The organism is Nocardia sp. MDA0666, assembly GCF_003023875.1.
GTDB lineage: Bacteria > Actinomycetota > Actinomycetes > Mycobacteriales > Mycobacteriaceae > Nocardia > Nocardia aobensis.
The window spans coordinates 12,931-33,695 of sequence record NZ_PYHT01000005.1 but is presented as its reverse complement, the minus strand read 5'-3'; the positions used below and the strand labels follow the sequence as shown (position 1 = coordinate 33,695).

The 20,765-nt window shown below is 68.7% G+C and carries 21 protein-coding genes; 11 read left to right on the top strand and 10 right to left on the bottom strand.

Going from position 1 to position 20,765, the window contains the following annotated elements; all coding sequences use genetic code 11:
• Window positions 1-6 precede the first annotated feature (6 nt).
• From C8258_RS09985 to C8258_RS09975, 3 genes are all read right to left on the bottom strand, one after another.
• Window positions 7-948: a hypothetical protein gene (locus C8258_RS09985; protein WP_106954943.1), complete on the bottom strand. Its 942-nt coding sequence runs from the start codon at window positions 946-948 to the stop codon at window positions 7-9.
• Between the two features lie 149 nt (window positions 949-1,097).
• Window positions 1,098-2,753, bottom strand: a complete 1,656-nt coding sequence (locus C8258_RS09980; protein ID WP_106954942.1) for a class I adenylate-forming enzyme family protein — start codon at window positions 2,751-2,753, stop codon at window positions 1,098-1,100.
• 97 nt (window positions 2,754-2,850) lie between these two features.
• Complete coding sequence (locus C8258_RS09975) at window positions 2,851-3,666, bottom strand: IclR family transcriptional regulator (protein ID WP_051024471.1); 816 nt, start codon at window positions 3,664-3,666, stop codon at window positions 2,851-2,853.
• A gap of 257 nt (window positions 3,667-3,923) precedes the next feature.
• Here C8258_RS09975 and C8258_RS09970 point away from each other — a divergent pair, with 257 nt between their 5' ends.
• The 6 genes from C8258_RS09970 to C8258_RS09950 all read left to right on the top strand — a co-directional run bounded on the left by C8258_RS09970 (window position 3,924) and on the right by C8258_RS09950 (window position 6,729).
• On the top strand, window positions 3,924-4,667 hold the full coding sequence (locus C8258_RS09970; RefSeq protein ID WP_106955154.1) for an SDR family NAD(P)-dependent oxidoreductase: 744 nt from the start codon (window positions 3,924-3,926) through the stop codon (window positions 4,665-4,667).
• 48 nt (window positions 4,668-4,715) lie between these two features.
• On the top strand, window positions 4,716-4,877 hold the full coding sequence (locus C8258_RS32855; RefSeq protein ID WP_167331959.1) for a hypothetical protein: 162 nt from the start codon (window positions 4,716-4,718) through the stop codon (window positions 4,875-4,877).
• Between the two features lie 80 nt (window positions 4,878-4,957).
• Window positions 4,958-5,125 carry a CopG family transcriptional regulator gene (locus tag C8258_RS09965; RefSeq protein WP_036499828.1) on the top strand — a complete coding sequence of 56 codons (168 nt, stop codon included), beginning with the start codon at window positions 4,958-4,960 and terminating at the stop codon, window positions 5,123-5,125.
• Between the two features lies 1 nt (window position 5,126).
• Window positions 5,127-5,468, top strand: a complete 342-nt coding sequence (locus C8258_RS09960; RefSeq protein WP_063009535.1) for a glyoxalase/bleomycin resistance/extradiol dioxygenase family protein — start codon at window positions 5,127-5,129, stop codon at window positions 5,466-5,468.
• Complete coding sequence (locus C8258_RS09955; RefSeq protein WP_106954941.1) at window positions 5,465-6,337, top strand: class I SAM-dependent methyltransferase; 873 nt, start codon at window positions 5,465-5,467, stop codon at window positions 6,335-6,337. Before C8258_RS09960 ends, C8258_RS09955 begins: the two co-directional genes overlap by 4 nt.
• Before the next feature lie 20 nt (window positions 6,338-6,357).
• Complete coding sequence (locus C8258_RS09950) at window positions 6,358-6,729, top strand: ACT domain-containing protein (protein WP_106954940.1); 372 nt, start codon at window positions 6,358-6,360, stop codon at window positions 6,727-6,729.
• Window positions 6,730-6,736: 7 nt separating this feature from the next.
• Here C8258_RS09950 and C8258_RS09945 read toward each other — a convergent pair whose 3' ends face one another.
• On the bottom strand, window positions 6,737-8,374 hold the full coding sequence (locus C8258_RS09945) for an HNH endonuclease (protein ID WP_233224988.1): 1,638 nt from the start codon (window positions 8,372-8,374) through the stop codon (window positions 6,737-6,739).
• Between the two features lie 89 nt (window positions 8,375-8,463).
• Here C8258_RS09945 and C8258_RS09940 point away from each other — a divergent pair, with 89 nt between their 5' ends.
• Window positions 8,464-8,937 carry a hypothetical protein gene (locus C8258_RS09940; protein ID WP_106955152.1) on the top strand — a complete coding sequence of 158 codons (474 nt, stop codon included), beginning with the start codon at window positions 8,464-8,466 and terminating at the stop codon, window positions 8,935-8,937.
• Here C8258_RS09940 and pabB read toward each other — a convergent pair.
• Window positions 8,917-11,268, bottom strand: a complete 2,352-nt coding sequence (pabB, locus tag C8258_RS09935; protein ID WP_199195664.1) for an aminodeoxychorismate synthase component I — start codon at window positions 11,266-11,268, stop codon at window positions 8,917-8,919. The two genes, C8258_RS09940 and pabB, sit on opposite strands and share 21 nt — an antisense overlap.
• A 146-nt stretch (window positions 11,269-11,414) precedes the next feature.
• Here pabB and C8258_RS09930 point away from each other — a divergent pair, with 146 nt between their 5' ends.
• Window positions 11,415-12,479, top strand: a complete 1,065-nt coding sequence (locus tag C8258_RS09930) for a phosphotransferase family protein (RefSeq protein ID WP_106954939.1) — start codon at window positions 11,415-11,417, stop codon at window positions 12,477-12,479.
• A gap of 17 nt (window positions 12,480-12,496) precedes the next feature.
• Here the strand turns inward: C8258_RS09930 and trpB are convergent, their stop codons facing one another.
• From trpB to C8258_RS09915, 3 genes are all read right to left on the bottom strand, one after another.
• Window positions 12,497-13,732, bottom strand: coding sequence for a tryptophan synthase subunit beta (trpB, locus tag C8258_RS09925; RefSeq protein ID WP_106955150.1), 1,236 nt, complete (start codon window positions 13,730-13,732; stop codon window positions 12,497-12,499).
• A 143-nt stretch (window positions 13,733-13,875) separates the two neighbouring features.
• Window positions 13,876-15,066 carry a serine hydrolase domain-containing protein gene (locus C8258_RS09920; protein ID WP_106954938.1) on the bottom strand — a complete coding sequence of 397 codons (1,191 nt, stop codon included), beginning with the start codon at window positions 15,064-15,066 and terminating at the stop codon, window positions 13,876-13,878.
• A 65-nt stretch (window positions 15,067-15,131) separates the two neighbouring features.
• Window positions 15,132-15,905 carry an alpha/beta fold hydrolase gene (locus C8258_RS09915; RefSeq protein WP_106954937.1) on the bottom strand — a complete coding sequence of 258 codons (774 nt, stop codon included), beginning with the start codon at window positions 15,903-15,905 and terminating at the stop codon, window positions 15,132-15,134.
• A gap of 54 nt (window positions 15,906-15,959) precedes the next feature.
• Between C8258_RS09915 and C8258_RS09910 the strand changes: the two genes are divergently transcribed.
• From C8258_RS09910 to C8258_RS09900, 3 genes are all read left to right on the top strand, one after another.
• Window positions 15,960-16,331, top strand: a complete 372-nt coding sequence (locus C8258_RS09910; protein WP_106954936.1) for a MerR family transcriptional regulator — start codon at window positions 15,960-15,962, stop codon at window positions 16,329-16,331.
• A gap of 50 nt (window positions 16,332-16,381) precedes the next feature.
• On the top strand, window positions 16,382-17,215 hold the full coding sequence (locus C8258_RS09905) for a serine hydrolase (RefSeq protein WP_106954935.1): 834 nt from the start codon (window positions 16,382-16,384) through the stop codon (window positions 17,213-17,215).
• 96 nt (window positions 17,216-17,311) lie between these two features.
• Window positions 17,312-17,839: a DUF3145 domain-containing protein gene (locus C8258_RS09900; RefSeq protein ID WP_062999500.1), complete on the top strand. Its 528-nt coding sequence runs from the start codon at window positions 17,312-17,314 to the stop codon at window positions 17,837-17,839.
• A 78-nt stretch (window positions 17,840-17,917) separates the two neighbouring features.
• Here the strand turns inward: C8258_RS09900 and C8258_RS09895 are convergent, their stop codons facing one another.
• The gene (locus C8258_RS09895) at window positions 17,918-19,363 is read right to left on the bottom strand and encodes an acyl-CoA carboxylase subunit beta (RefSeq protein ID WP_036499812.1); all 1,446 of its coding nucleotides are present in this window, start codon (window positions 19,361-19,363) and stop codon (window positions 17,918-17,920) included.
• A 149-nt stretch (window positions 19,364-19,512) separates the two neighbouring features.
• Entirely contained in the window at window positions 19,513-20,763 is a 1,251-nt protein-coding gene (locus C8258_RS09890) for a KasA/KasB family beta-ketoacyl-ACP synthase (protein ID WP_036499810.1), read from the bottom strand.
• Between the last annotated feature and the right edge of the window lie 2 nt (window positions 20,764-20,765).

Here is a 20,765-nt window from a genome sequence, read left to right as displayed (position 1 = left end):
CCCGACTCACGGCGTCCGGTCCAGCACGAGGTCCGACAGCCGTACCGCGTACATCGAAACCAGTACGGCCTCTTCGTGACCCGGCACCCCGGGCGGCACGTACGCGCGCACGGTTTCGGTTTCGCGGACCAGATCCAGCAGCGCCGCCCGCAATACCTCGGGGCGGGGAGAGGTGGTCAGCGTGTGAAAGCTGTAGCGCCAGCGGTAATCGTCGATCAGGCGGTGCAGTCGCTCGGCCTCGACCACATGGTGATACCGCACTCCTTGCGAATGGGAGTCCATTGCGATCAGCAACTGCTCCACTTCGGCCAGCCGCTCCTCGGTGCCGACCGGTGGCGCGCTGTAGGCGATCTCGCCCGAATCGCGGACGGCGTGCGCGCACGCCTGCGGCAGATTCCACGGCAGGGACAGCTGCCCGTGCGCGCCGTACTCCGGTCCCGGCCAATGCGGGCCCGGACCGGTGTCGACGGCGAACAGCACCGCATAGGGATAGCCCGCGCGGTGCAGCGGTTCGTTGTCCTGCCACGCCGGTCGCTGCGCCGCATAGTCCAGCATTCGCCGGCGCAGCCGGACCATCGTGCGCAACGCCCGGTAGCGGTCGGGCCGGGCCCAGCCGAAACCGTTGGCGATCAACTCGTGACGCACCGTCGCGTTCAGCCGATCCCAGCCCGGGCCGTCGGTGCAGGCGGCGATGCGCACGGAGTATCCGTTGCCGAACAGGTGGCGCACCAACTGCCGCTCCTCCGTGGCCACCGAGTCGGGCGGGCCGGGCAGCAGGACCGCGCGCAACGAATCCGCCCCGTCGAATCCGTCGCTACCGATATGCACATCGATATGACCACGGATCGCGAGTGCCGCCAGCTGCGCGGCGACAATGCGGCCGTAGCGGGCGGCACCCTGTTCGTGCATCGTCGGCGCGAGCAGCATTCCGGCCTGCAGCACCGTCATTCGGGTCGATAATCGTTCGAACGCCGCCGTCATCTGGCCGGGATCCGGAGGCATGCACACCACTCACTCTGTGACACAGGGCAATCAGGTCCGCACCAGTGTAGAGCCCGGCGTGGCGTACATTCGGCAATATCGGGAGGGATCCCCTGTCAGATCGTGATCTCGGCCCGGATCATCTTGCCGGTGATGTTGCGCGGCAACGGCTCCGAGGTGATCCGCCACCGTTCGGGCACCTTGAAATAGGCCAGCCGCGCACGGGCGAATTCGCGGAGATCCGCCTCCGACGCCGTGGACCCCTCGGCGAGGACCACGACGGCCGCCACCTGCTGTCCGAGATCGGGGTGCGGCTCACCGACGACGGCACATTCCACCACGTCGGGGTGTTCGTCGAGGCACTGCTCGATTTCGACCGGGTAGATGTTCTCGCCGCCACGCAGGATCAGATCCGATCGGCGGCCGGTCAAGCGCAGCCGGCCCTGTTCGATGACGCCGAAATCGCCGGTGCGCAACCAGCGCTCGGCATCGATCGCTGCCGCGGTGGCTTCCGGATTGCGCCAGTAACCCAGCATGACGAAGGGGCTGCGGACGTAGACCTCACCCTCGACGCCCTCGGGAACCGGAGCCCCGTCGGCATCGCGGATCTCGAGTGCCACGCTGATGATCGGCCGGCCCAGGGTGCCGGGGGATTCGGCGAGGTCGGCGGGGGTCGCGACGGCGACGGCGGTACTGCATTCGGTGAGACCGTAACTGTCCACCAGGGCGTCGGCGGCGAACGGAACCTCCTCGCGCAGACGCTGTTTGAACGCCGGTGAGGACGGCGCCGAGGCCAGGGCGAACGCGGTGAGCGAGGAGGTGTCGTAGCGTCCGATATCGCCGTGTTCGAGAAGCCGGGAGGCCATCGTCGGCACCGCACCCCAGTTGGTCACCCGTTCCTTCTCGATCAGGCGCAGAATCCGGTCGGCGTCGAACCCGCCCTGCGGCATGATCACGGCACTTCCGGTGGCCAGCCGCGGCACCACCAGGTTGTGCAGGCTGGCGATGTGGAACAGGGGAGAGGTCAGCAGACAGCGCAGATCCAGCGATGCACCGGGCTCCGGCGTCTTCCCGGTGAACGCGGCGGCGAGTGCGTCGGTGTATTCGAAATAGCCGGTGACGGCCAGCAGATTGCGCTGGGAATGCAAGGCCGCCTTGGGTTTTCCGCTGGTCCCGCTGGTGAACAGGATGACGGCGGGATCGTCCTCCACCACATCGGGGACCGTGGGTTCGGCGCCGGCGTGGGCGGCGATCAGACGCGGCAGATCCTCGTCCATGGTCACCACGGCCGCGGAGGTGTCGATATCGGCGAGCAGTTTCGCCCGCTTCGCGTCCACGACCACCACGGCAGGTTCGGTCAACGCCAGTCCGTACTCGATCTCGCGCGGCACCCACCACCCGTTGAGCCCGACCGCGATCGCGCCGAGGCTCTGCACCGCCCAGAAGGTGATCACCCATTCGACGGTGTTCGCGGCCAGGATCGCAACCCGATCACCGCGCCCCACCCCGTACTCCTCGCGCAGCGCGGCCGCGAGAGCGGCTGCGGCAGCGGCATGTTCGCGATAACTGAGCCGCCGGTCCTCGGTGACGAGATAGTCCCGGTCACCGAAGGCGACCGATGCGGCGAGCAGTTCCGCGACCGCGCGGCGGCGATGCCGCAGCACCGGCATGCGCGCGCCGAGAACCTCCTCCTCGACGAGCTCGAACCGGCCGCCCGGACCGGTCAGCTCCCGCATGACGGCGGCGATATCGGGCATGGACGTGGTGGTCATGGGCGGTCCTTCTGTGTGGAGCATCACAACCACCGCACTGTGTCACGCCCACCGGCCGCAGATGCCGGCGTTTCCGCTCAGCGAGACTCCCGCGCGATTACGCGCGACTCGGCGAGGAGGCGAGCGGGCGACCGCCCGTCCGGACCGCCTGACCGCGCCGCGCGGCCGGTACCTGCCGTCGCCCGCGGGGCTCGGCGGACAGCGCGCGCGAGGTGCGGGCGGCCGCCTCGGCGACCAGCGGGGCGAGTCGCTCCATGGTGGCGAAGTTCGTTTCCCCGCATAGACAGATCGCGGCCAGCGGGCCCTGCGGACCCCGGACGGCGGCGGCCACGCTCGGAAGCACCCGGCCCACCATCGCATTGGCGTACTCGCCGCGGTCGAACGACAGTCCGCGATTGCGGCGGATCCGGTTCAATTCGCGATGCAGGCTCGGCACATCCCATCCCCGGCCCTGCACCGGATTCGACAGCTGCTTACCGAGCAGCGCCTCCACCTCCTCCGGTGGCAACCAGGCCAGCATCGCGCGGCCGCCGGTGGTGAGGTGGGCGAAACTGCGGCGCCCCACATGCGATTCGAGTGTGCGCGCGAACGGCCCGCCGAGTTTGTCCAGGAACACCTCGTCGGCGCCCTCCAGCGCCGCCAGGTGCACCACCAGTCCGGTCCGCAGCTGCAACTCGTGCAGGTGCTCGGCCGCCGCCTCGCGGATCTCGCCGTGCCGGCCGTCGTACCCGCCGAGCCCGAGCGAGCGCCGGCCCAGGCAGTAGCCCGAGGGGGTGTGCTCGAGCCAGTGCAGTTTCACCAACTGGTCGAGGATGCGATGCGCGGTGGAGCGCGGGAGCCCGCTGTGTGTGCAGATCTCCACGAGGCTCAGCCGCGTCGACCGGTGCTCGAACATGTCGAGAATGAGCGTCATCCGCTCCACCATCGATGGCGGCAGGGGCCCGGGTGCCGAAGTGGCCAGTGGCATCGATGCCTCCGATCGTGAGTCGCTTCCATCCTGCCCGTCGAATCTGGGCGAGAACCGGAATTGAAGCCCGAGTGTAGTGACGCCAGACACACCGCGCGATGGCGGTCTGTTCCGTTCGTCCGGTATCCCGCTGACCGGAACGGCGCCCGAACCGGTCTCGCGGAGCTGACAGCGTGGGGTTTTTCGAAGCGAGAGGAGTGGGTGTGCGGCTCGGGGGAAAGGTTGCGATCGTCACCGGCGGCGCGGGCGGCATCGGCCGGGGGATCGTGCGGGCCTTCGCGAAGGAAGGCGCCGAGATCCTGTTCGTCGACATCAACGACGAGGCCGGCCGCGAGCTGGAACAGGAGTTGGCCGGCGCCGCGGTGTATCTGCACGCCGACATCACGCGCGAGGAGAGCGCCGAGCTGATCGTCACCGCGGCGGTCGAGCGGTTCGGTTCGGTGCACGTGCTGGTCGACAACGCCCACGTGTCCCAGCAGGCGCCGCTGCTCGACACCACGCAGGAGATGTTCGATCTGTCCTTCGGCACCGGCTTCTATCCGACCTTCCGATTGATGCGCGCCTGCTATCCGCACCTGAAACGCAATCGCGGTTCGGTGATCAACTTCGCGTCCGGGGCGGGGCTCGAGGGACAGGTCCGGCAGGGCTCCTATGCGGCGGCGAAGGAGGCGATCCGGGCGATCAGCCGGGTCGCCGCCAACGAATGGGCCGCCGACGACATCAATGTCAACGTCATCTCGCCGCTGGCGCTGACCGAGGGCGTCGCGGCCTATATCGAGGCCAATCCGGGCGTCGAGGAGGCCTTGCTCGCGCGCACCCCGCTGCACCGCTTCGGCGATCCGGAAACCGATATCGGCCGGGTCGCGGTATTCCTGGCCAGCGCGGACGCGAAATACATGACCGGTCAGACCCTGATGGTCGACGGCGGTTCCATCAAACTCCGCTGAGGCCGTTCCATCCCCGCCTGCGGACGGACAGGCGGCTATCGTGGGGTTATGGGCGTGTTCGGTGAGATGTTCCCCGGCAAGAAGCTGACCGATGAGAGCAGCGGTGACAGCGACGGGCAGCAGCATCGGCCGCGGCTGGATCTCGACCTGGACGCGGGCGTGATCCGGCTGTCCGGGACGCCGCGGTCGGATGAGGAGTCGTCCGAGTAATCGGTCTGGGCTGTCATTTCGTGGAGTTCGTGCGGAACTGGATCTAGCAATCTAGATTGCTAGCATGTTAGTGTTCTCTCGTGGGTGCCGAGGAAGTCAAGCAGTTCAACGTGTATCTCCCGGTGGAGCTGATCAAGCAGGTCAAATACCGGGCGGTCGAATCGGAGATGTCGCTGTCGGCGCTGGTGGCCGAGGCGCTGCGGGCGTACCTCGGCGCCGAACCGCCGACGCGTGAGAAGGAGAAGTGATATGGCCACCAGAGGTGTCGAGGCGATTTTTCTGGAGACCCACAATTGGGGGAAATCGGCGAAGTTCTTCCAGCAGTTGGGTTTCGAACTGGAATTCGCCACCGACCACAATTCCGGACAGCTCCGCAACGGGGACGGTCCGTACCTGTTCATCGCCGAGGTGCCGGCGGACCGCGAACCCGGAATGCAGGTCGTGCTGAAAGTGCAAGCGGAGCAGGACTTTCCGGCGCCGGTGGAGGTGGTGTCGCCGTTCGCCGACACCCATTACGGAACCCGCGAGATGACCGTGCGCGACCCGGACGGGCGGGTGTGGACGCTGCAGGCTCCCGGTGGTGACCGATGAGCGATACCCGGACCGGTGCGGTGCCCGAGCGCACCGTGGTCCCCGACCAGACCGCCGTGCGGGTTGCGCTGTGGCGCGCGCTGCACGTCCAGCTCGATCCGCCGCCGCATGTGCTCGACGACGAGATCGGCCTGCGCTTGACCGATCCGCCGGCGGGCTGGCGGGAGCGCGGCGATATGGATCCGGTGGGCACCAGCCGCTTCCGGGCGAGCATCGTGGTGCGGTCGCGATTCGTGGAGGATCTGCTCACCGAACAGGCCGGGGTCGTCGACCAGTACGTGCTGCTGGGCGCGGGACTGGAGACGTTCGCGCAGCGCAGACCCGAGATCGCTTCTCGCTTCCGGATTTTCGAGGTCGATCAACCGCAGACGCAGGAGTGGAAGCGCCGGCGCCTGGTCGAGACCTGCTATGAGCTCCCGGACTGGTTGCGTTCGGTCCCGGTCGATTTCGAGAAGGATTCGTGGTTGGAGCGGCTGACCGCGGCCGGCTTCGATCCGGCCCGGCCCGCGATCGTCGCCTCGCTGGGGGTGAGCATGTATCTCACCGACGAGGCCAACCGCGAAACGCTGTCGCTGCTGGCGGCCTCGGCGCCCGGTTCCACGGTCGTCCTGTCCTTCATGCCGCCACTGGAACTGCTCGACGAACAGGACCGAACGAGCCGGGAGTTCGCGGAATCGGGCGCGGCCGCCTCCGGCACGCCGTTCCGCAGCTTCTACGCCCCGGCGCAGATCGTCGCCATGGCCCGGGAGGCCGGTTTCGCTTCGGCGCACCACATTTCGGCGGACGAGCTGAACAACCGGTACTTCGCCGGGCGTCCGGACGGGCTGCGCACCTCGAACGGCGAGGAGTTGCTGGTGGCGACGACCTGAGTCCCGCCTACGATGAGCCGATGGCGAAATCCCAGCGCTTGCACATCGTGCCGTCCCGATTCAGCGTCGACCACCTCCCGGCCGCGACCTTCCCCGAGGACGACGAATGGGTGGCGCTGGTGCGAGCGCCGGAGGGGCTGACGGTCGTCCGCGAGGCTCCGCCGTGGGAGCGGGAGTCGTGCTGGCTCGGGCTGTACGCCGCCACGCCGCGCGAGCTGGACACCTCCGGCGCGCTGACCGCGATCCTGGAACCGTTGGCGCAGCACGGAATTCCGGTGTTCGTCGCCTCGACCTACCACGCGGACCTGGTGCTGGTCCCCGAATCGCGCAGCGCCGCCGCGACCGATGCGCTGACCGAGGCCGGATTCGAGATCGCCGGGGACGCGGGCTGACGACGGTTCAGATGTGGTCGCCCTTGTCGCGGTTGCAGCCGCGGCACAGGATCTGCAGATTCGCCGCACTGGTCGCCCCGCCGCGGCTCAGCGGAATGATGTGGTCGAATTCGAGGTAGTGGGTGGCGCCGCATTCCACACACCGGCCGCCGTCGCGATGCCACACCTCGGCCTTGATATCGGGCGCGATGGACCGGCTGTCACGTCTGCCCGGTGCGACGGTGAGCCGTTTCGCCACACGCAGTGCGCCTTCCATGATCGCGGCCACCAATTCCGGCTCGTCGACATCGAATGCGGCGCCGCCGCGCGCCGAGGTCGCCGCCACCGTCACCCCGGTCTCGGTGGCCGATACGGAAACCGCTCGGGTCCAGGGGATTTCGATACCGGCGTCCGGCCCGATGAAGCGCAGCTTCCGGTTCGAGCAGATCAACCGACCCGGCGACGCGTGCGCCCCGCGGCCCGTCCGTCGGAGGCGGGTGGCGGCGGTGTCGAGGTGGACGCGTTCCTGCGGGTCCAGATGCAGATCGGGCACCGCGATCACCGGAAGCTCGCCCGCCCGTAGCCGGGACAGGATGCGCAGCCGGCGCAGACTGCGGCGCAACTCGTCCACCGACCCGTCGCGCACCCCGAGCGCGGCGACCGTCGCGTCGAATCGTTCCAGTTCGGCGCCGGTGATCGTGCCGTCGGCCAGGGCGAAGGCCGCCGTGCGCTCGAGATGCGCGACGGCGGGTCCGCGCAGGGCCGCGCGGGCGGTATCGGGGTCGATGCGCTGATGGCGGATCCGGGTCCACAGCTCGTCCCAGTCGGGTCCGCTCGGACCGGTGGTGGTCAGGACGCGAAGCGCTCGGATGCGCCAATCGGACAGATAGTCCTCGACCTCGGCCGCACAGGCGCGGCAGAGCGCGGCGCCGAGCAGTCGCCAGCCCCGCCGCCGGCCGCAGCGAGGACAGCCGCGCGGGTCGGCGGGCGGGCGCGCCACCGTCTGGTCGGTCCACCGGGAGCCGTCCCACCAGCGCAGTGACGCCGCATCCGCGGGATCGGGATGCCAATCCGGGCGTTCGTCCTGAGGCGGCGGCATCGGCACGGCGAATCTGGTGCGGTGCAACGACAGTCGCTGCGAGCGGTGCTGCGGCGAATCCGCCAGGGGTGCGCCGAAGGTCGTGAACAACTCCGCGGCGTCGGCATGTTGCGGTCCGCCGCGCACGAACCACCAGCGGTCCTCGGCGCGGCGGAACTCGCCGAACACCGCGGCCCGCGCACCCGGTTCCGCGGCGACGTCGGCACGCGCCACCAGACCCTCGGCATCCTCGACCGACATCGCGAGGCCCGGCAGTGCGGTCAGGGGCTCGTCGGGAGCGGACCCGGTGATCAGGATGCGGACGATCTCCGCCTCGGTGCGGGGCAGCGAGACCGACAGCCGTGCGGTGCCGGGCTGCGGATCCTGATCGACGGTCACCGCCTGGGAGGGATGGCGCGGCGCGTTGAAATACACCACGTCGCGGGCGGAGCGGACCCGTCCGGCGGCGGTCAGCAGGACCGCATGCGCATCCAGCAGCGCCGTCGAACGCCACGAAACCAGTACCGACAGAAGCGAAGTCGGTACCGGCGTGGCGTCGCCGTCGACGGTGGGGCGCATGGTTGTCATCGCCCCGAACTATGCCAGGCCGTCCCGACACGAATCGCGCGGTCGGCGCGGAGCTTTTCGTGACCGTCCGGGTGCGGCACAGTGGAACCATGACGAACCCGAAGGGTGACTCCGGGCGCAAGCCCGGCGGCGCGCGGGTGCCGGGTGCGACGGAAATCCTCGCCGCCGCCCAGGCCGCCGCGCAGGCCGCACAGACCGCCGCGGGCCAGGCCATCGACGCCGCGCAGGTCACCGCCGGTACCGCCTTCGGCACCGCGGTGCGGCTCCCGCCCGCGTCCGTACAGCTGGCCGCGCAACTTCCGGATCTGATCGAGAATCTGGCGACCGCCATCGACCGGCTCAATTCCACCATCGACCGCCTCGACCGGACCCTGGCTCTGGCCGATCCGGCCTTCGCGGCCTACGACCGGCTGCTGCCCCGGCTCGAGGCCGTGATCGCGCTGGGTGAGGACGTGCTCAGCCGGCTGTCGAAACTTCCGGGCATCTCGATGCTGGGCCGCCTCACCGGCCGCGAGGCGGAACCACCGCAACCGGCGCCGAAGTCACGTCGACGCGGAAAATAGATCCGCCCCGCCCACCGGCCGCGGCATATCCGCCGTGGCGATCACCGCCCGAGCCGCGGCGGCGGCCTTGAGCACCATCTCGTGGAATTCCTCGTCGGCATCGGAGTCCAGCACCACCGCGCCGCCCGCGCCGACCCGCCAGCCGCGCTCGTCGCGGACCGCGGTGCGAATGACGATATTGAGATCCGCCGTGCCACCCAGACCCAGAAATCCGATCGTGCCCGAGTAGATGCCGCGCGCCTCGGTTTCCAGCCCGTCGATGATTTCCATGGTCCGCAGCTTCGGGGCCCCGGTCATCGAGCCGCCCGGGAAACAGGCTCGCAGGCAATCGATCACGTCCACCTCGGGACGCAGCCGGCCGCGCACGGTGCTCACCAGCTGATGCATGGTCGTGTAGGTCTCCGCGACCATCAGCTCGGGGACGTGCACACTGCCCAGCTCGCACACCCGGCCCAGATCGTTGCGCAGCAGATCGACGATCATCAGATTCTCGGCTCGCGTCTTGGGATCCAATTCCAATGCGCGACATAGGTTTTCATCGGCTTCCGGGGTGGCGCCGCGGGGAGCGGTGCCCTTGATCGGTTTGGTCTCCACCGTGCGGGTGCGGTCGACCTTGAGGAAGCGCTCCGGTGAGGAACAGGCGATATGGAGTTCACCGAATCTCAGATACGCCGCGTACGGGGCGGGATTGCTGCGCCGCAGCACCCGGTAGACGTCGAGCCCCGGCGCATCGGAGTCGATGCCGGCGCTGTCGGTGAGGTTCACCTCGTAGGTTTGCCCGGCGCGTAGTTCGGCATCGATCGCCGCGATATCGGCCAGATAGCGGTCCCGGCCACGGCTCAGGCGCGAGACGACGGCCTCTTCGTCGGCGGGCAGGGTGAGCGGTTCCGGATTTCGCCGATCCGGCAGTGTCGCGACGGTCGCGCGGGTATCGGCCAGCCAGCGGTGATTCGCCTCGGCCGACTCCGCGTCGGTGACGGCGAGCAGATGGGTGCGGCCCGCGACGTGATCGACCACGACCAGCCGATCGGCGAAGATCCACTGCGCATCCGGATAGGGCGATCGATGTCCGGCCCGCGCACCGCAGTCGGCCTTCATCTCGTAGCCCAGATAACCGACGTAGCCGCCCACGAAATCGAAAGGCACATCGGGGAATCGGATACTCAGCTCACTCAGCCGTGCCGACAGATAGTCGAGCACCGGCCGCGGATCGGTGCGAGTCCCGGATCGATCCTCGATCACACATCCCGCGCCGACCCGATACCGCACCACCTCCGCCAGCGGCCCGGCCGCATCACCGGCGAAACTGAACCGATCCAGGCCCGGCTCCACATGCGAGCTGTCGAGCCAGAACACCGTGGGTGAATCCGAATAAATATGCAGCACAACCGATTCCGTGTCCACGGGGCGATCGATCACCTCGTGCAGAACGGTGAGGGACCGGATCGTGGAACGTCCGGCTGCGGCGTTGCCCGCACGTCCGGCCGCACCGGAATCCGGCTCGGACGCATCAGGCGACGATGCCGACGCGGGGGCGTGGGCTCGCGCTTCCGAGTGGCCAGCCGCGCCGGTCGCACTGCCGTCGGGATCGCGCCTCGAAAGCACGGTCCTCGTATCGGAAGCCGACGGCCCCGCGGTCCGCGCTGAATCGGACGCCTCGGTCGTGGTCTCGCCCGGAGAGGCCGGACCCGCCCCTGTCACCGGTGCGGCAACCACGACCGACGATCGCCGCATCTCCCGACGCGCCCACCACTCGCGCGTCAGCCGCGCGAAATTCCCCAGCAATGCGGCGCCGAATTCGCTGGACACCGACTCCGGATGAAACTGCACACCCCACTGCGGGCGATGGCGATGCCGAACGCCCATCACGACCCCGTCGGGCGCGGTCGCGGTGATAGCCAGCGCGTCCGGCAGCGGCTGGGCGGCGCACAGTGAGTGGTAGCGCACGGCCAGGAAGTCGGCGGGAATGCCGGCGAAGAGGTCGTGACCGTCGTGGCTGATGCGGTCCGGATAGCCGTGCCGGGGTGCGGGCGCCGGAATCACCCGCCCACCGGCCGCCAGCACGATGCCCTGATGGCCGAGGCAGACGCCCAGCAGCGGGAGCTCCGCCCGCTCGATCAGCGTCTGGGAGATCCCGAAATCCCTTGGCACATCGGGGCGTCCGGGCCCGGGGGAGACGACGATGTTGTCGAACCGGTCGAGGTCCAACCCGGCCAGGGTGTCGATCTCGTCGTTGCGCAGCACGAGCGGTTCGGCCCCGTTCACCGTGCCGATCAATTGGAAGAGGTTGTAGGTGAACGAGTCGTAGTTGTCGACCAGCAGCGTGCGCACGGGGGTCCGGGCTTGCACCCCGTGGTCGACAGTGGTCTCGCTCGAATGCCGAGACCAGGACGTACTCATGTGCATCACCGTATCGGGCATCTCGGACCATGCAGTGAGGGCATATGCCTTCAGTTGGCCGGTCGTGGTGGTGCACAATGTGGGGCATGTCTGTGGTGCAACCGGCCGAGGTCGAGCGCGAGGTCGTCGACTTCGCGGCCGTCGGCGAATGGATGGATGAACAGGGCCTGCCCGGCGGTGACTTCGAGGATGTGACCTCGCTCGGTGGCGGCACCCAGAACATCATGCTGCGGTTCCGCCGGGGCGGCCGCGATTTCGTGCTGCGCCGCGGGCCGAAACATCTGCGTCCCAAGAGCAACGACGTCATCCGCCGCGAATCCCGCCTGCTCGGCGCGCTGGCCGGCACCGGCGTGCGCGCCCCGCGAGTGATCGCCGCGGGCGCCGACGAATCGGTGATCGGCGCGGTCTTCTATCTGATGGAGCCGATCACCGGCTTCAACCCGCAGAACGAACTGCCCGCTCTGCACGCCGGTGATCCGGAGGTGCGGCGGCAGATGGGACTGTCGGCGGTCGAGGCCATCGCCCGGCTCGGATCGCTCGACTACGAGGCGCTGGGCCTGTCCGATTACGGCAAGCCGGATGGTTTCCTGGAACGTCAGGTGCCGCGCTGGCTCGGCGAACTCGAGTCCTACAACAGCAACGACGGCTATCCCGGCCCGCAGATTCCGGGTGTGAACCGGGTCGGGGACTGGCTCGACCGCAACCGGCCCGCGCAGTGGCGGCCGGGCATCCTGCACGGCGACTGCCACCTCGCCAACATGATGTTCTCCTACGACGGGCCCGAGGTCGCCGCCATGGTCGACTGGGAGATGTCGACGATCGGTGATCCGCTGCTGGATCTGGGCTGGCAGATCGCCACCCGGCCCGAACCCGGAACCACCGGCGCCGCCCTGGTCGGCAAGCTCGGCGCCGCGGGCGGCCTGCCCACCGCCGAGGACATGATCGCCCACTACGCGAACTTCTCCGACCGCGACCTCGGCCACGCCACCTGGTACACGGTGCTGGCCTGCTTCAAACTCGGCATCGTGCTCGAGGGCACGCACGCCCGGGCCTTCGCCGGCAAGGCGCCCAAGCAGACCGGCGATTTCCTGCACGCCATCACGCTGGAACTGTTCGAGAAGGCCGCCCGGCTCTGCGAATGAGCGGATGTGGCACGGCGTCAGCCGGCGTCGAGCAGATCGGCGACGATGGCCAGATCCTTGTCGCCACGGCCGGACAGGCACAGCAGGATCAGCGCGTCCTCGGCGATCCCGCCCTGCTCGGCCGACTCCAGCAGATATCCCACGGCATGCGCGGACTCGAGCGCGGTGATGATGCCTTCCGTCCGGCACAGCGTATCCAGTCCGCGCAGCGCCACCGCATCGGTCGCGACGGCGTGATCGAGGCGGCCGATGTCCTTGAGATGGCTCAGTTCCGGGCCCACCCCTGGATAATCCAGCCCGGCCGCGATGCTGTGGGTTCGCGCGATCTGACCCTCGTGGTCCTGCAGGACGTAGCTGAACGAGCCGTCCATCTCACCCGGTGTGCCCGCGCTGAGGGTGGCCGCGTGCTCGCCGGTGTGTAACCCGCGGCCCCCGGCTTCCACGCCGGTCAGCCGCACCTGCGCATCGCCGGTGAACGCGTGGAACATGCCGATCGCGTTGCTGCCTCCGCCCACGCAGGCGATGACGTGGTCGGGCAGCCGCCCCGTCGCCGCCAGCAGCTGTGCCCGGGATTCGATGCCGATCCGGCTCTGATGGTCGCGCACCATGCGCGGATAGGGTGCGGGCCCGGTGGCGGTGCCGAACAGGAAATGCGTGGTTTCGGTGTGCGCCACCCAATCTCGCACGGCCTCGGTCACCGCGGCTTTCAGGCGGCGATCCCCGGAACGAACCGCGCGCACGTCCGCCCCGAGCAGGCGCATCCGCACGACGTTGCTCTGCTGCCGGGCCATATCGTCGGCGCCCATGTAGATCACACACGACAGTCCGAGCATGGCGCAGACGGTCGCCACCGCGACGCCGTGCTGCCCTGCCCCGGTTTCGGCGATGATGCGGGTCTTGCCCATCCGCACGGCCAGCAGCGCCTGCCCGAGCGCATTGTTGATCTTGTGGGCGCCGGTGTGCGTCATATCCTCGCGCTTGAGGAAGACCCGCACCCCGGGCACTCCCAGCGCCCGCGCGAGCCGCGGCGCCGCATGCAGCAAGGTCGGCCGGCCGACGCGCTCGCGCAGCAACCGGTCGAGTTCACGGTGATATTCGGGATCCGCCCAGGCCGCTCGATGGGCGTTCTCCACGTCGGTGAGCGCCGCCATCAGTCCTTCGGGAACGTAACGCCCGCCGAAGGCACCGAATCTACCGGGGTCTCGGATGCCGTCCCGAGTGGTGGCGTGGGTTGGCCTGTGTCCGATCACCATTCGCATCCGCGCTTTCTTCTCGCCGTCCGGCTCGGACAGTGTGTGCGATCCGCTCGCACACACGGTCACCTGCCGGCAACGAGTGAGTTAACAGCACGGAAGAGGTCATCGTCAGTGGTGGTAAGTCGGCGCGGGTGGCGAGATCAGCCGCAGCGGAGTAATGCCTCCCGGACGGCACGGGCCCGCGCATCGTCGAGGACGGCGGTGCCGAGGCGGTTCATCACATAGCCGAAACCCAAACCCGTTGCCGGATCGGCGAATCCGAACGAGCCCCCGTAACCGGTGGTGCCGTAGGCGCGCTTGTCGCTGCCGAAACGAAAGCTGCCACAGGATTTGCGGAACCCCAGGTGGTAGCGGCTGCGGGTGAGGAGCACCAGATCGTCGGCGGGCACGTCGTCGACGGTGTCGGCGGTGGCCAGCCGGTCGAGAATGCCCGGTGCGATGGGCAATTCACCGGTGCGTCCGGCCGCTGCGCCGTAGACCCGCGCCAGGGACCGTGCCGTGCCCACGCCGCCCGCGGCCGGGCTCTCGACGCCGAGGAATTCGCGGCGGGTGGCACGTTCGGGCGCGCCGGTGCGGGGGCTGCTCAAGGCGCGATAGGTCAGTCCGCGCCGCAGGAACATCTGAATCGCGATGCGCAGCGGCACGTCTCGCTCGTACCGCAGCACGTCCAGCCCGGAGGTGGACGCGAGCGTGGCGATGCGATCGAGGGATTGTTCCTCCGGCAGTCCGATGAAGAAGTCCAGCTCGAGCGGGCCGGCGAAGTCCTCGGCGAAGATGCGGCCCAGGGTGCGGTGCCGCGGATCGACGCGGCGGAGCAGTTCGCCCTGATACAGCCCGGCGGTGATCGGGTGATAACCCTGCCGGGTGCCCGGGCTCCACAGTGGTTTCTGGTCGGCCAGAATTTCCGCGAGCCGATCCCGGTCGGCCATATCCGACAGCCGCACCACCCGATCCAGCACCGGCAGACCCGCGCGGTGGTCGAGCAGCTGCCGCACGGTGATCGATTCCTTGCCGTGCGCGGCGAATTCCGGCCAGTACTGCGCGACCGGCGCCTGGTAGTCGAGCACCCCACGCGAGACGGCACTCGCCACGGCGAATGCCGTCATCCCCTTCGTCGAGGAGAACACCGGAACCATGGTGTCGCGCTCCCACGGCAGCTGTCCGCGGCGATCGCGGAACCCCGCCCACAGATCCACCACCGGCCGGTCCCCGTCGTAGACGGCCACGGCCGCGCCGATCTCGCCGAATCGGGTGAAGTTGCGTCGAAACGCGTCCGCGACCGGCTCGAAACCGCTCGCCACCTCACCGTGCACCTCAGCAACCTCGCCCATAGTGCAACCGATGGTAACGGTCATCGCTGCGGCGTCGTGCGGTGTCCACCCGGATCGGAAACCGATCAGGCGGCGTGGATCCGGGAGCTGTCCGCGAAGTAGTCGAGGACGGCGCGATGCCACGCCTGCGGCGCCTCGTGCATCAGCACGTGCCCCGCCGCCACCTCGACGTAATCGGCGCCCGGAATCGCCGCCGCCAGCTCACGCGAATTCGCGGGATCGACCAGCAGATCCGCCGTGGCGGCGATGACCCGGGTCGGCACCGTGACCCGCGGCAGATCTGCCCGGGTGTCCACCCGGGCCACCAGATCCGCCTGCGCCGCCGCCCCGCCCGGAACCTGGGCCGCGATCTGCGCCAGATACTGCGCAAAAACCTCGTCCGGCAGCGAATTGGTGAACGCGGCACTGTATCCGGACAGCAGCACCACGCGCGCGAACGCGTCGTGATCGCGGGCGGCGAGCGCTCCGCGCCACAGATCCAGCACGAGCCGGGCCCGATGGTCGGCTCGCGCCAGCCCGGCCGCGAGCACCAACCCGGTGACCCGATCGGGATGACGCACGGCGGCGCGCACCGCCACCGCCGTGCCGAGCGAGAACCCGATGATCGGGAACCGCTCGGCGCCCGCCGCCACGGCCTCCTCGACCAGTGCGTCGGCCAACCCGTCGAGAGTCAGGACGGTGTCGTCGGCCGGATAGTCGGAGCCGATCACGGTGTACCGCTCGGCGAGCAACGGGATCAGAGAACCGAAGTTGGCCTCGATCCCGCCGCCCGCGCCGTGCGCGAGCACGACCGCGGGACCGCTGCCGGTGACCGATGTGGACAGTGAAATGTTCGTCATGGCCGCGACGTTAGGGATTGACATGAGTGTGAAGGTCAAGGCCGGGAGGGTGCGGTGCTGATCGGCGAGCTGGCGAACACCACCGGCGTCAGCACCCGCCTGCTGCGCTACTACGAGGAACAGGGTCTGCTGAGCGCCCGCCGCGACGGTAACGGCTACCGCGTCTACACCGGCGACGCGCCGCAGCGGGTGCATCGCATTCGCGAACTACTCGCTGCCGGACTGCCGACCAGCGCCATCCGCGAACTGCTGCCGTGTGCGACCGCCACGGGCTTGCAGCACTGCGATCACACCCGAAAGATCATGCGGGAGGGCCTTTCTCACCTCGACGCGCAGATCGCCGAGCTGACCCGGCGCCGCACGCTGCTGGCTCGTCAGGACGAGCAACTGGTGGCCGCGCCCTATCGCAACGACGGCCCGGCGTAACCGGACTCCCCGCGGCGGTGGGCTCGGGCCCTTCTCGTAGGCTCGGTGCCGTGCGAGCACTGGAACAGATTCGCGACTGGCCCGTCCGGCACGCCGCGGCGGGCGTCGTCGATACCCATGGCGTGGTCGGCACCGAGGGAGACCTCGATCGAGTGTTCGCCCTCGCGTCGGTCACGAAACCCCTTGCCGCCTACGCGGTTCTGGTGGCGGTCGAAGAAGGTGCGATCGAACTGGACCAGCCCGCCGGCCCGCCCGGCTCCACCGTGCGGCACCTGCTGGCGCATACGGCCGGACTGGCGTTCGACACCACCGTGATCATGGCCGAGCCCGGGCAGCGCCGCATCTATTCCAGCGCCGGATTCGAAGTGCTCGCCGAGTTCCTCACGCGCGAGACCGGAATCGAATTCCCCGAATATCTGCGGCAAGCGGTATTCGAGCCACTCGGAATGAAATCCTCGGTACTGGCCGGATCCGCCGGGCACGCCGCCCGCTCCACGGTGAACGATCTGCTGCGTTTCGCCGGAGAATTGCTGAACCCGATCTTGATATCCGGTGACATGCTCACTGCGGCGACTTCCGTGCAATTCCCGGGCGTCGGCGGAGTACTTCCCGGATACGGATCGCAGCGCCCCAATGATTGGGGTCTGGGATTCGAGATCCGCGACCACAAGACTCCGCATTGGACGGGGGGAGCCAACTCGCCGCGAAGCTACGGGCATTTCGGGCAGTCCGGCACCTTCCTGTGGGTGGATCCGGAGATCGAGGTGGCGTGTGTGGCGTTGAGCGACGAGAATTTCGGCGATTGGGCCCGAGCGGTGTGGCCGACGCTCAGCGATGCCGTCATCGCCGATATCCAGCGGATTCGCGACACGGCCGAAAAGTAACAGCCGTAACATCGGGCACTCCAGTAAACTCGGGCAACGCCTGCGCTCGACGGGATGTTGGGGAAGACGTCCGACGTCGAGGCTGGAGGTGTACAGGTGCGCGCATCTGATCAGTTCGCGGATGTGACGTGTGGTGTGGTGTACATCCACGCGTCACCGGCCGCGCTGTGCCCGCACATCGAATGGACGCTTTCCTCCACTTTGAAATCGCCTGCGTCGCTGCGCTGGACCGCCCAGCCGGCCGCCGCGGGACAACTGCGCGCAACCACCGACTGGGTGGGCCCGGTCGGCACCGCGGGGCGAATTGCCAAGGCGTTGCGGGATTGGCCGGTGCTGCGCTTCGAGGTCACCGAGGATCCCTCCGAAGGGGTCGACGGCGAACGCTACAGTTTCGTTCCCGGCCTCGGATTGTGGACCGGTGCGATGAGCGCCAACGGCGACGTCATGGTCGGCGAGATGCGCCTGCGCGAAATCGTGCGCTCGGCCCGGGCTCGTGGCCGCCACGGCGACATCTCCGCCGATATCGATCGCGCCTTGGGCACCGCCTGGGACGACGAACTCGAACCCTTCCGCACCGGCGGCGAAGGCGCCGAGGTCACCTGGCTCCGTCGCGACGTCGGCTGAGTTCCGCATCGGTCCCGGGAAACACGACGGGTGGCCTCCGCGCGGGAGACCACCCGTAATGTGTTGCCGCCGAGAGCTTTACAGCGGGATGTTCTTGTTGTGGCTGGCCTTGGCCGGCGCCGAGGCCAGCGCGGCGGCAATGGTGGACCGGGTCTTGGCGGGATCGATGACCTCGTCCACGACGCCGATGGACAGGGCCCGCCCGACACCGCCGGCGATGGTCTCGTGTTCGGCGGTGAGGCGCTCGATCAGAGCCTCGCGCTCCTCCTCGGGGGCCTTCGCGATGGCCTTCTTGTGCAGGATGCCGACCGCGGCCTTGGCGCCCATCACGGCGACCTCGGACTCCGGCCAGGCGTACACCGCGGTCGCGCCCAGCGAGCGGGCGTTCATCGCGATGTAGGCGCCGCCGTAGATCTTCCGGGTCACCAGCGTGACGCGCGGAACGCGGGCCTCGGCGAAGGCGTGCAGCAGCTTCGCGCCGCGGCGCACCACACCCTCCCACTCCATGCCGACACCGGGCAGGTAGCCGGGCACGTCGGTGATCACGACCAGCGGAATGCCGAAGGAGTTGCACAGGCGCACGAAACGCGCTGCCTTCTCGGCGGATTCGCTGGTGAGGCAGCCGCCCATGCGCAGCGGGTTGTTGGCGAGCACACCGACCGTGCGCCCACCGAGGCGGCCCAGGCCGGTGACGATGCTGCGGGCGTAACCGCCCTGCAGCTCCTCGAAGGAGGATTCGTCGTTACCGTCCGGCGAGGGGATCTTGTCGAGCAGCTCGCGCACGACCGGCTTGACGTCGTAGGCGCGCTTGGCCGACTCCGGCAGCATCGCCTTGAGGTCCACGTCGCCGTGGGCGGCGGCGGACAGGTCGAATTCGCCCTGTTCGGCGAACATCGAGACCAGGCGGCGGCCGCGGTGCATCGCGTCGTTCTCGTCGTCGGCGACGATATGGCACACGCCGGACTTCTTGCCGTGGGTCTCGGGACCACCGAGGGTGGCCATGTCGACGTTCTCACCGGTGACCGACTTGACGACATCCGGACCGGTGACGAAGACGCGGCCCTCGGGCGCCATGATGACGACGTCGGTGAGCGCGGGACCGTACGCGGCGCCGCCGGCGGCGAAGCCGACCACGATCGAAATCTGGGGGACCAGGCCCGACGCGCGAACCATGGCCTCGAAGACGGTGCCCACCGCATGCAGTGCCTCGACACCCTCGGCCAGGCGCGCGCCACCCGAATGCCAGATGCCGACGACGGGAATCCGGGAGTCGATGGCGGTATCGATCGCGTCCACGATGTGCTTGCACCCGTCGACACCCATGGCGCCGCCCATCACGGTGGCGTCGGAGCAGTACGCGACGGTGCGCACGCCGTCGACCTCGCCGATGGCGGCCAGCACGCCGGACTTGTCGCGGGGGTGGAGCGGGAGGACCGTTCCGGGATCGAAGAAGCGCTGCAACCGACCCAGCGGATCCCGGGGATCGGTCGTGGCGTCCGCCTGCGCGGGGGCCATGATGGTCATCGCGGTCTCTCCTCGAGGGAATGTGGAGTCGCTGACGCGGCTGCGAAGATGAAAATCCCGGTGGGGCTTTTCGACGAGGGGATCTGCCTTGGCCGAAAAGCCCCACCGGGTTCGCTGAAGTTGTCGACAGACGTTGTCGACGAGTCGGATCAGTACCGTCCGAAGGCGAGCGCCACGTTGTGGCCGCCGAAACCGAACGAGTTGTTGATCGCGTACTCGATGTCCTGGCGACGGGCCTCACCGTGCACGACATCCAGGTCGATCTCCGGGTCCTGGTTCTCCAGGTTCAGCGTGGGCGGAACGATGCCGTCGCGAATGCTGAGCACTGTGAGTACCGACTCGAGGGCGCCCACAGCGCCGATCGAGTGGCCCAGGGCGGACTTGGGCGCGTAGACCGAGGCGTGCGTGCCCACGGCCTTGTGGATCGCGTTCGCTTCCGCGGTGTCCCCGATCGGGGTGGCGGTCGCATGCGCATTGATGTGCGTGATGTCGGACTTCGTCAGTCCGGCGGTCTGCATGGCGCGCTCCATGGCACGCGCCGCACCGGCACCCGTGGGATCCGGGGCGACCAGATGGAAGCCGTCGGAGGTGATGCCGGCACCCAGCAGGCGAGCGTGGATGGTGGCCCCGCGCGCCTTGGCGTGCTCTTCGGTCTCCACGACCATCAGTGCACCGGCCTCGCCGAAGACGAAGCCGTCACGATCCTTGTCGAACGGCCGCGACGCGCCCTTGGGGTCGTCGTTGCGGGTGCTCATCGCGCGCATCATGGAGAACGCGGCGATCGGCACGTCGGAGATGTATCCCTCGACACCGCCGGTGACGACCATGTCGGCGTCGCCCATGACGATCATCCGCCACGCGTTGGCGATGCCCTCGGATCCCGACGAACATGCCGAGACCGGGGTGACCACTCCCGCCTTGGCGCCCAGTTCGAGGCCCACGACAGCGGACGGCCCGTTCGGCATGACCATCTGAACGGCCAGCGGCGAGATCTTGCGGTAGCCGCCGTTCTTCAGCTTGTCCACCGAGTCGATGAGCGCGTCGCCGCCGCCGAGGCCGGTGCCGATCGCCACGGCCAGGCGCTCGGGGTCGACCTCGGGGCTGCCGGCGTTCTTCCACACCTCACGCCCCAGCACCATCGCCAGCCGCTCGACATAGGCCATGCGGCGGATCTCGACTCGGCTGAGCAAGGTGTCCGGCGAAACCTTCAGGTGGCCGCCGATGCGAACCGGCAGGTCGTATTCCTCGATGAAGGAATCCTCGAGAACGTCGATGCCGCTCTCGCCGTTGAGGAGTCCCTTCCACGTCGCATCGACGTCACCCGCGATCGACGTGGTCGCCGCCATGCTGGTGACGACGACGTTCGGGAAGTTCCCGTTCAAAGTGGAAGGAGTGGTCACAG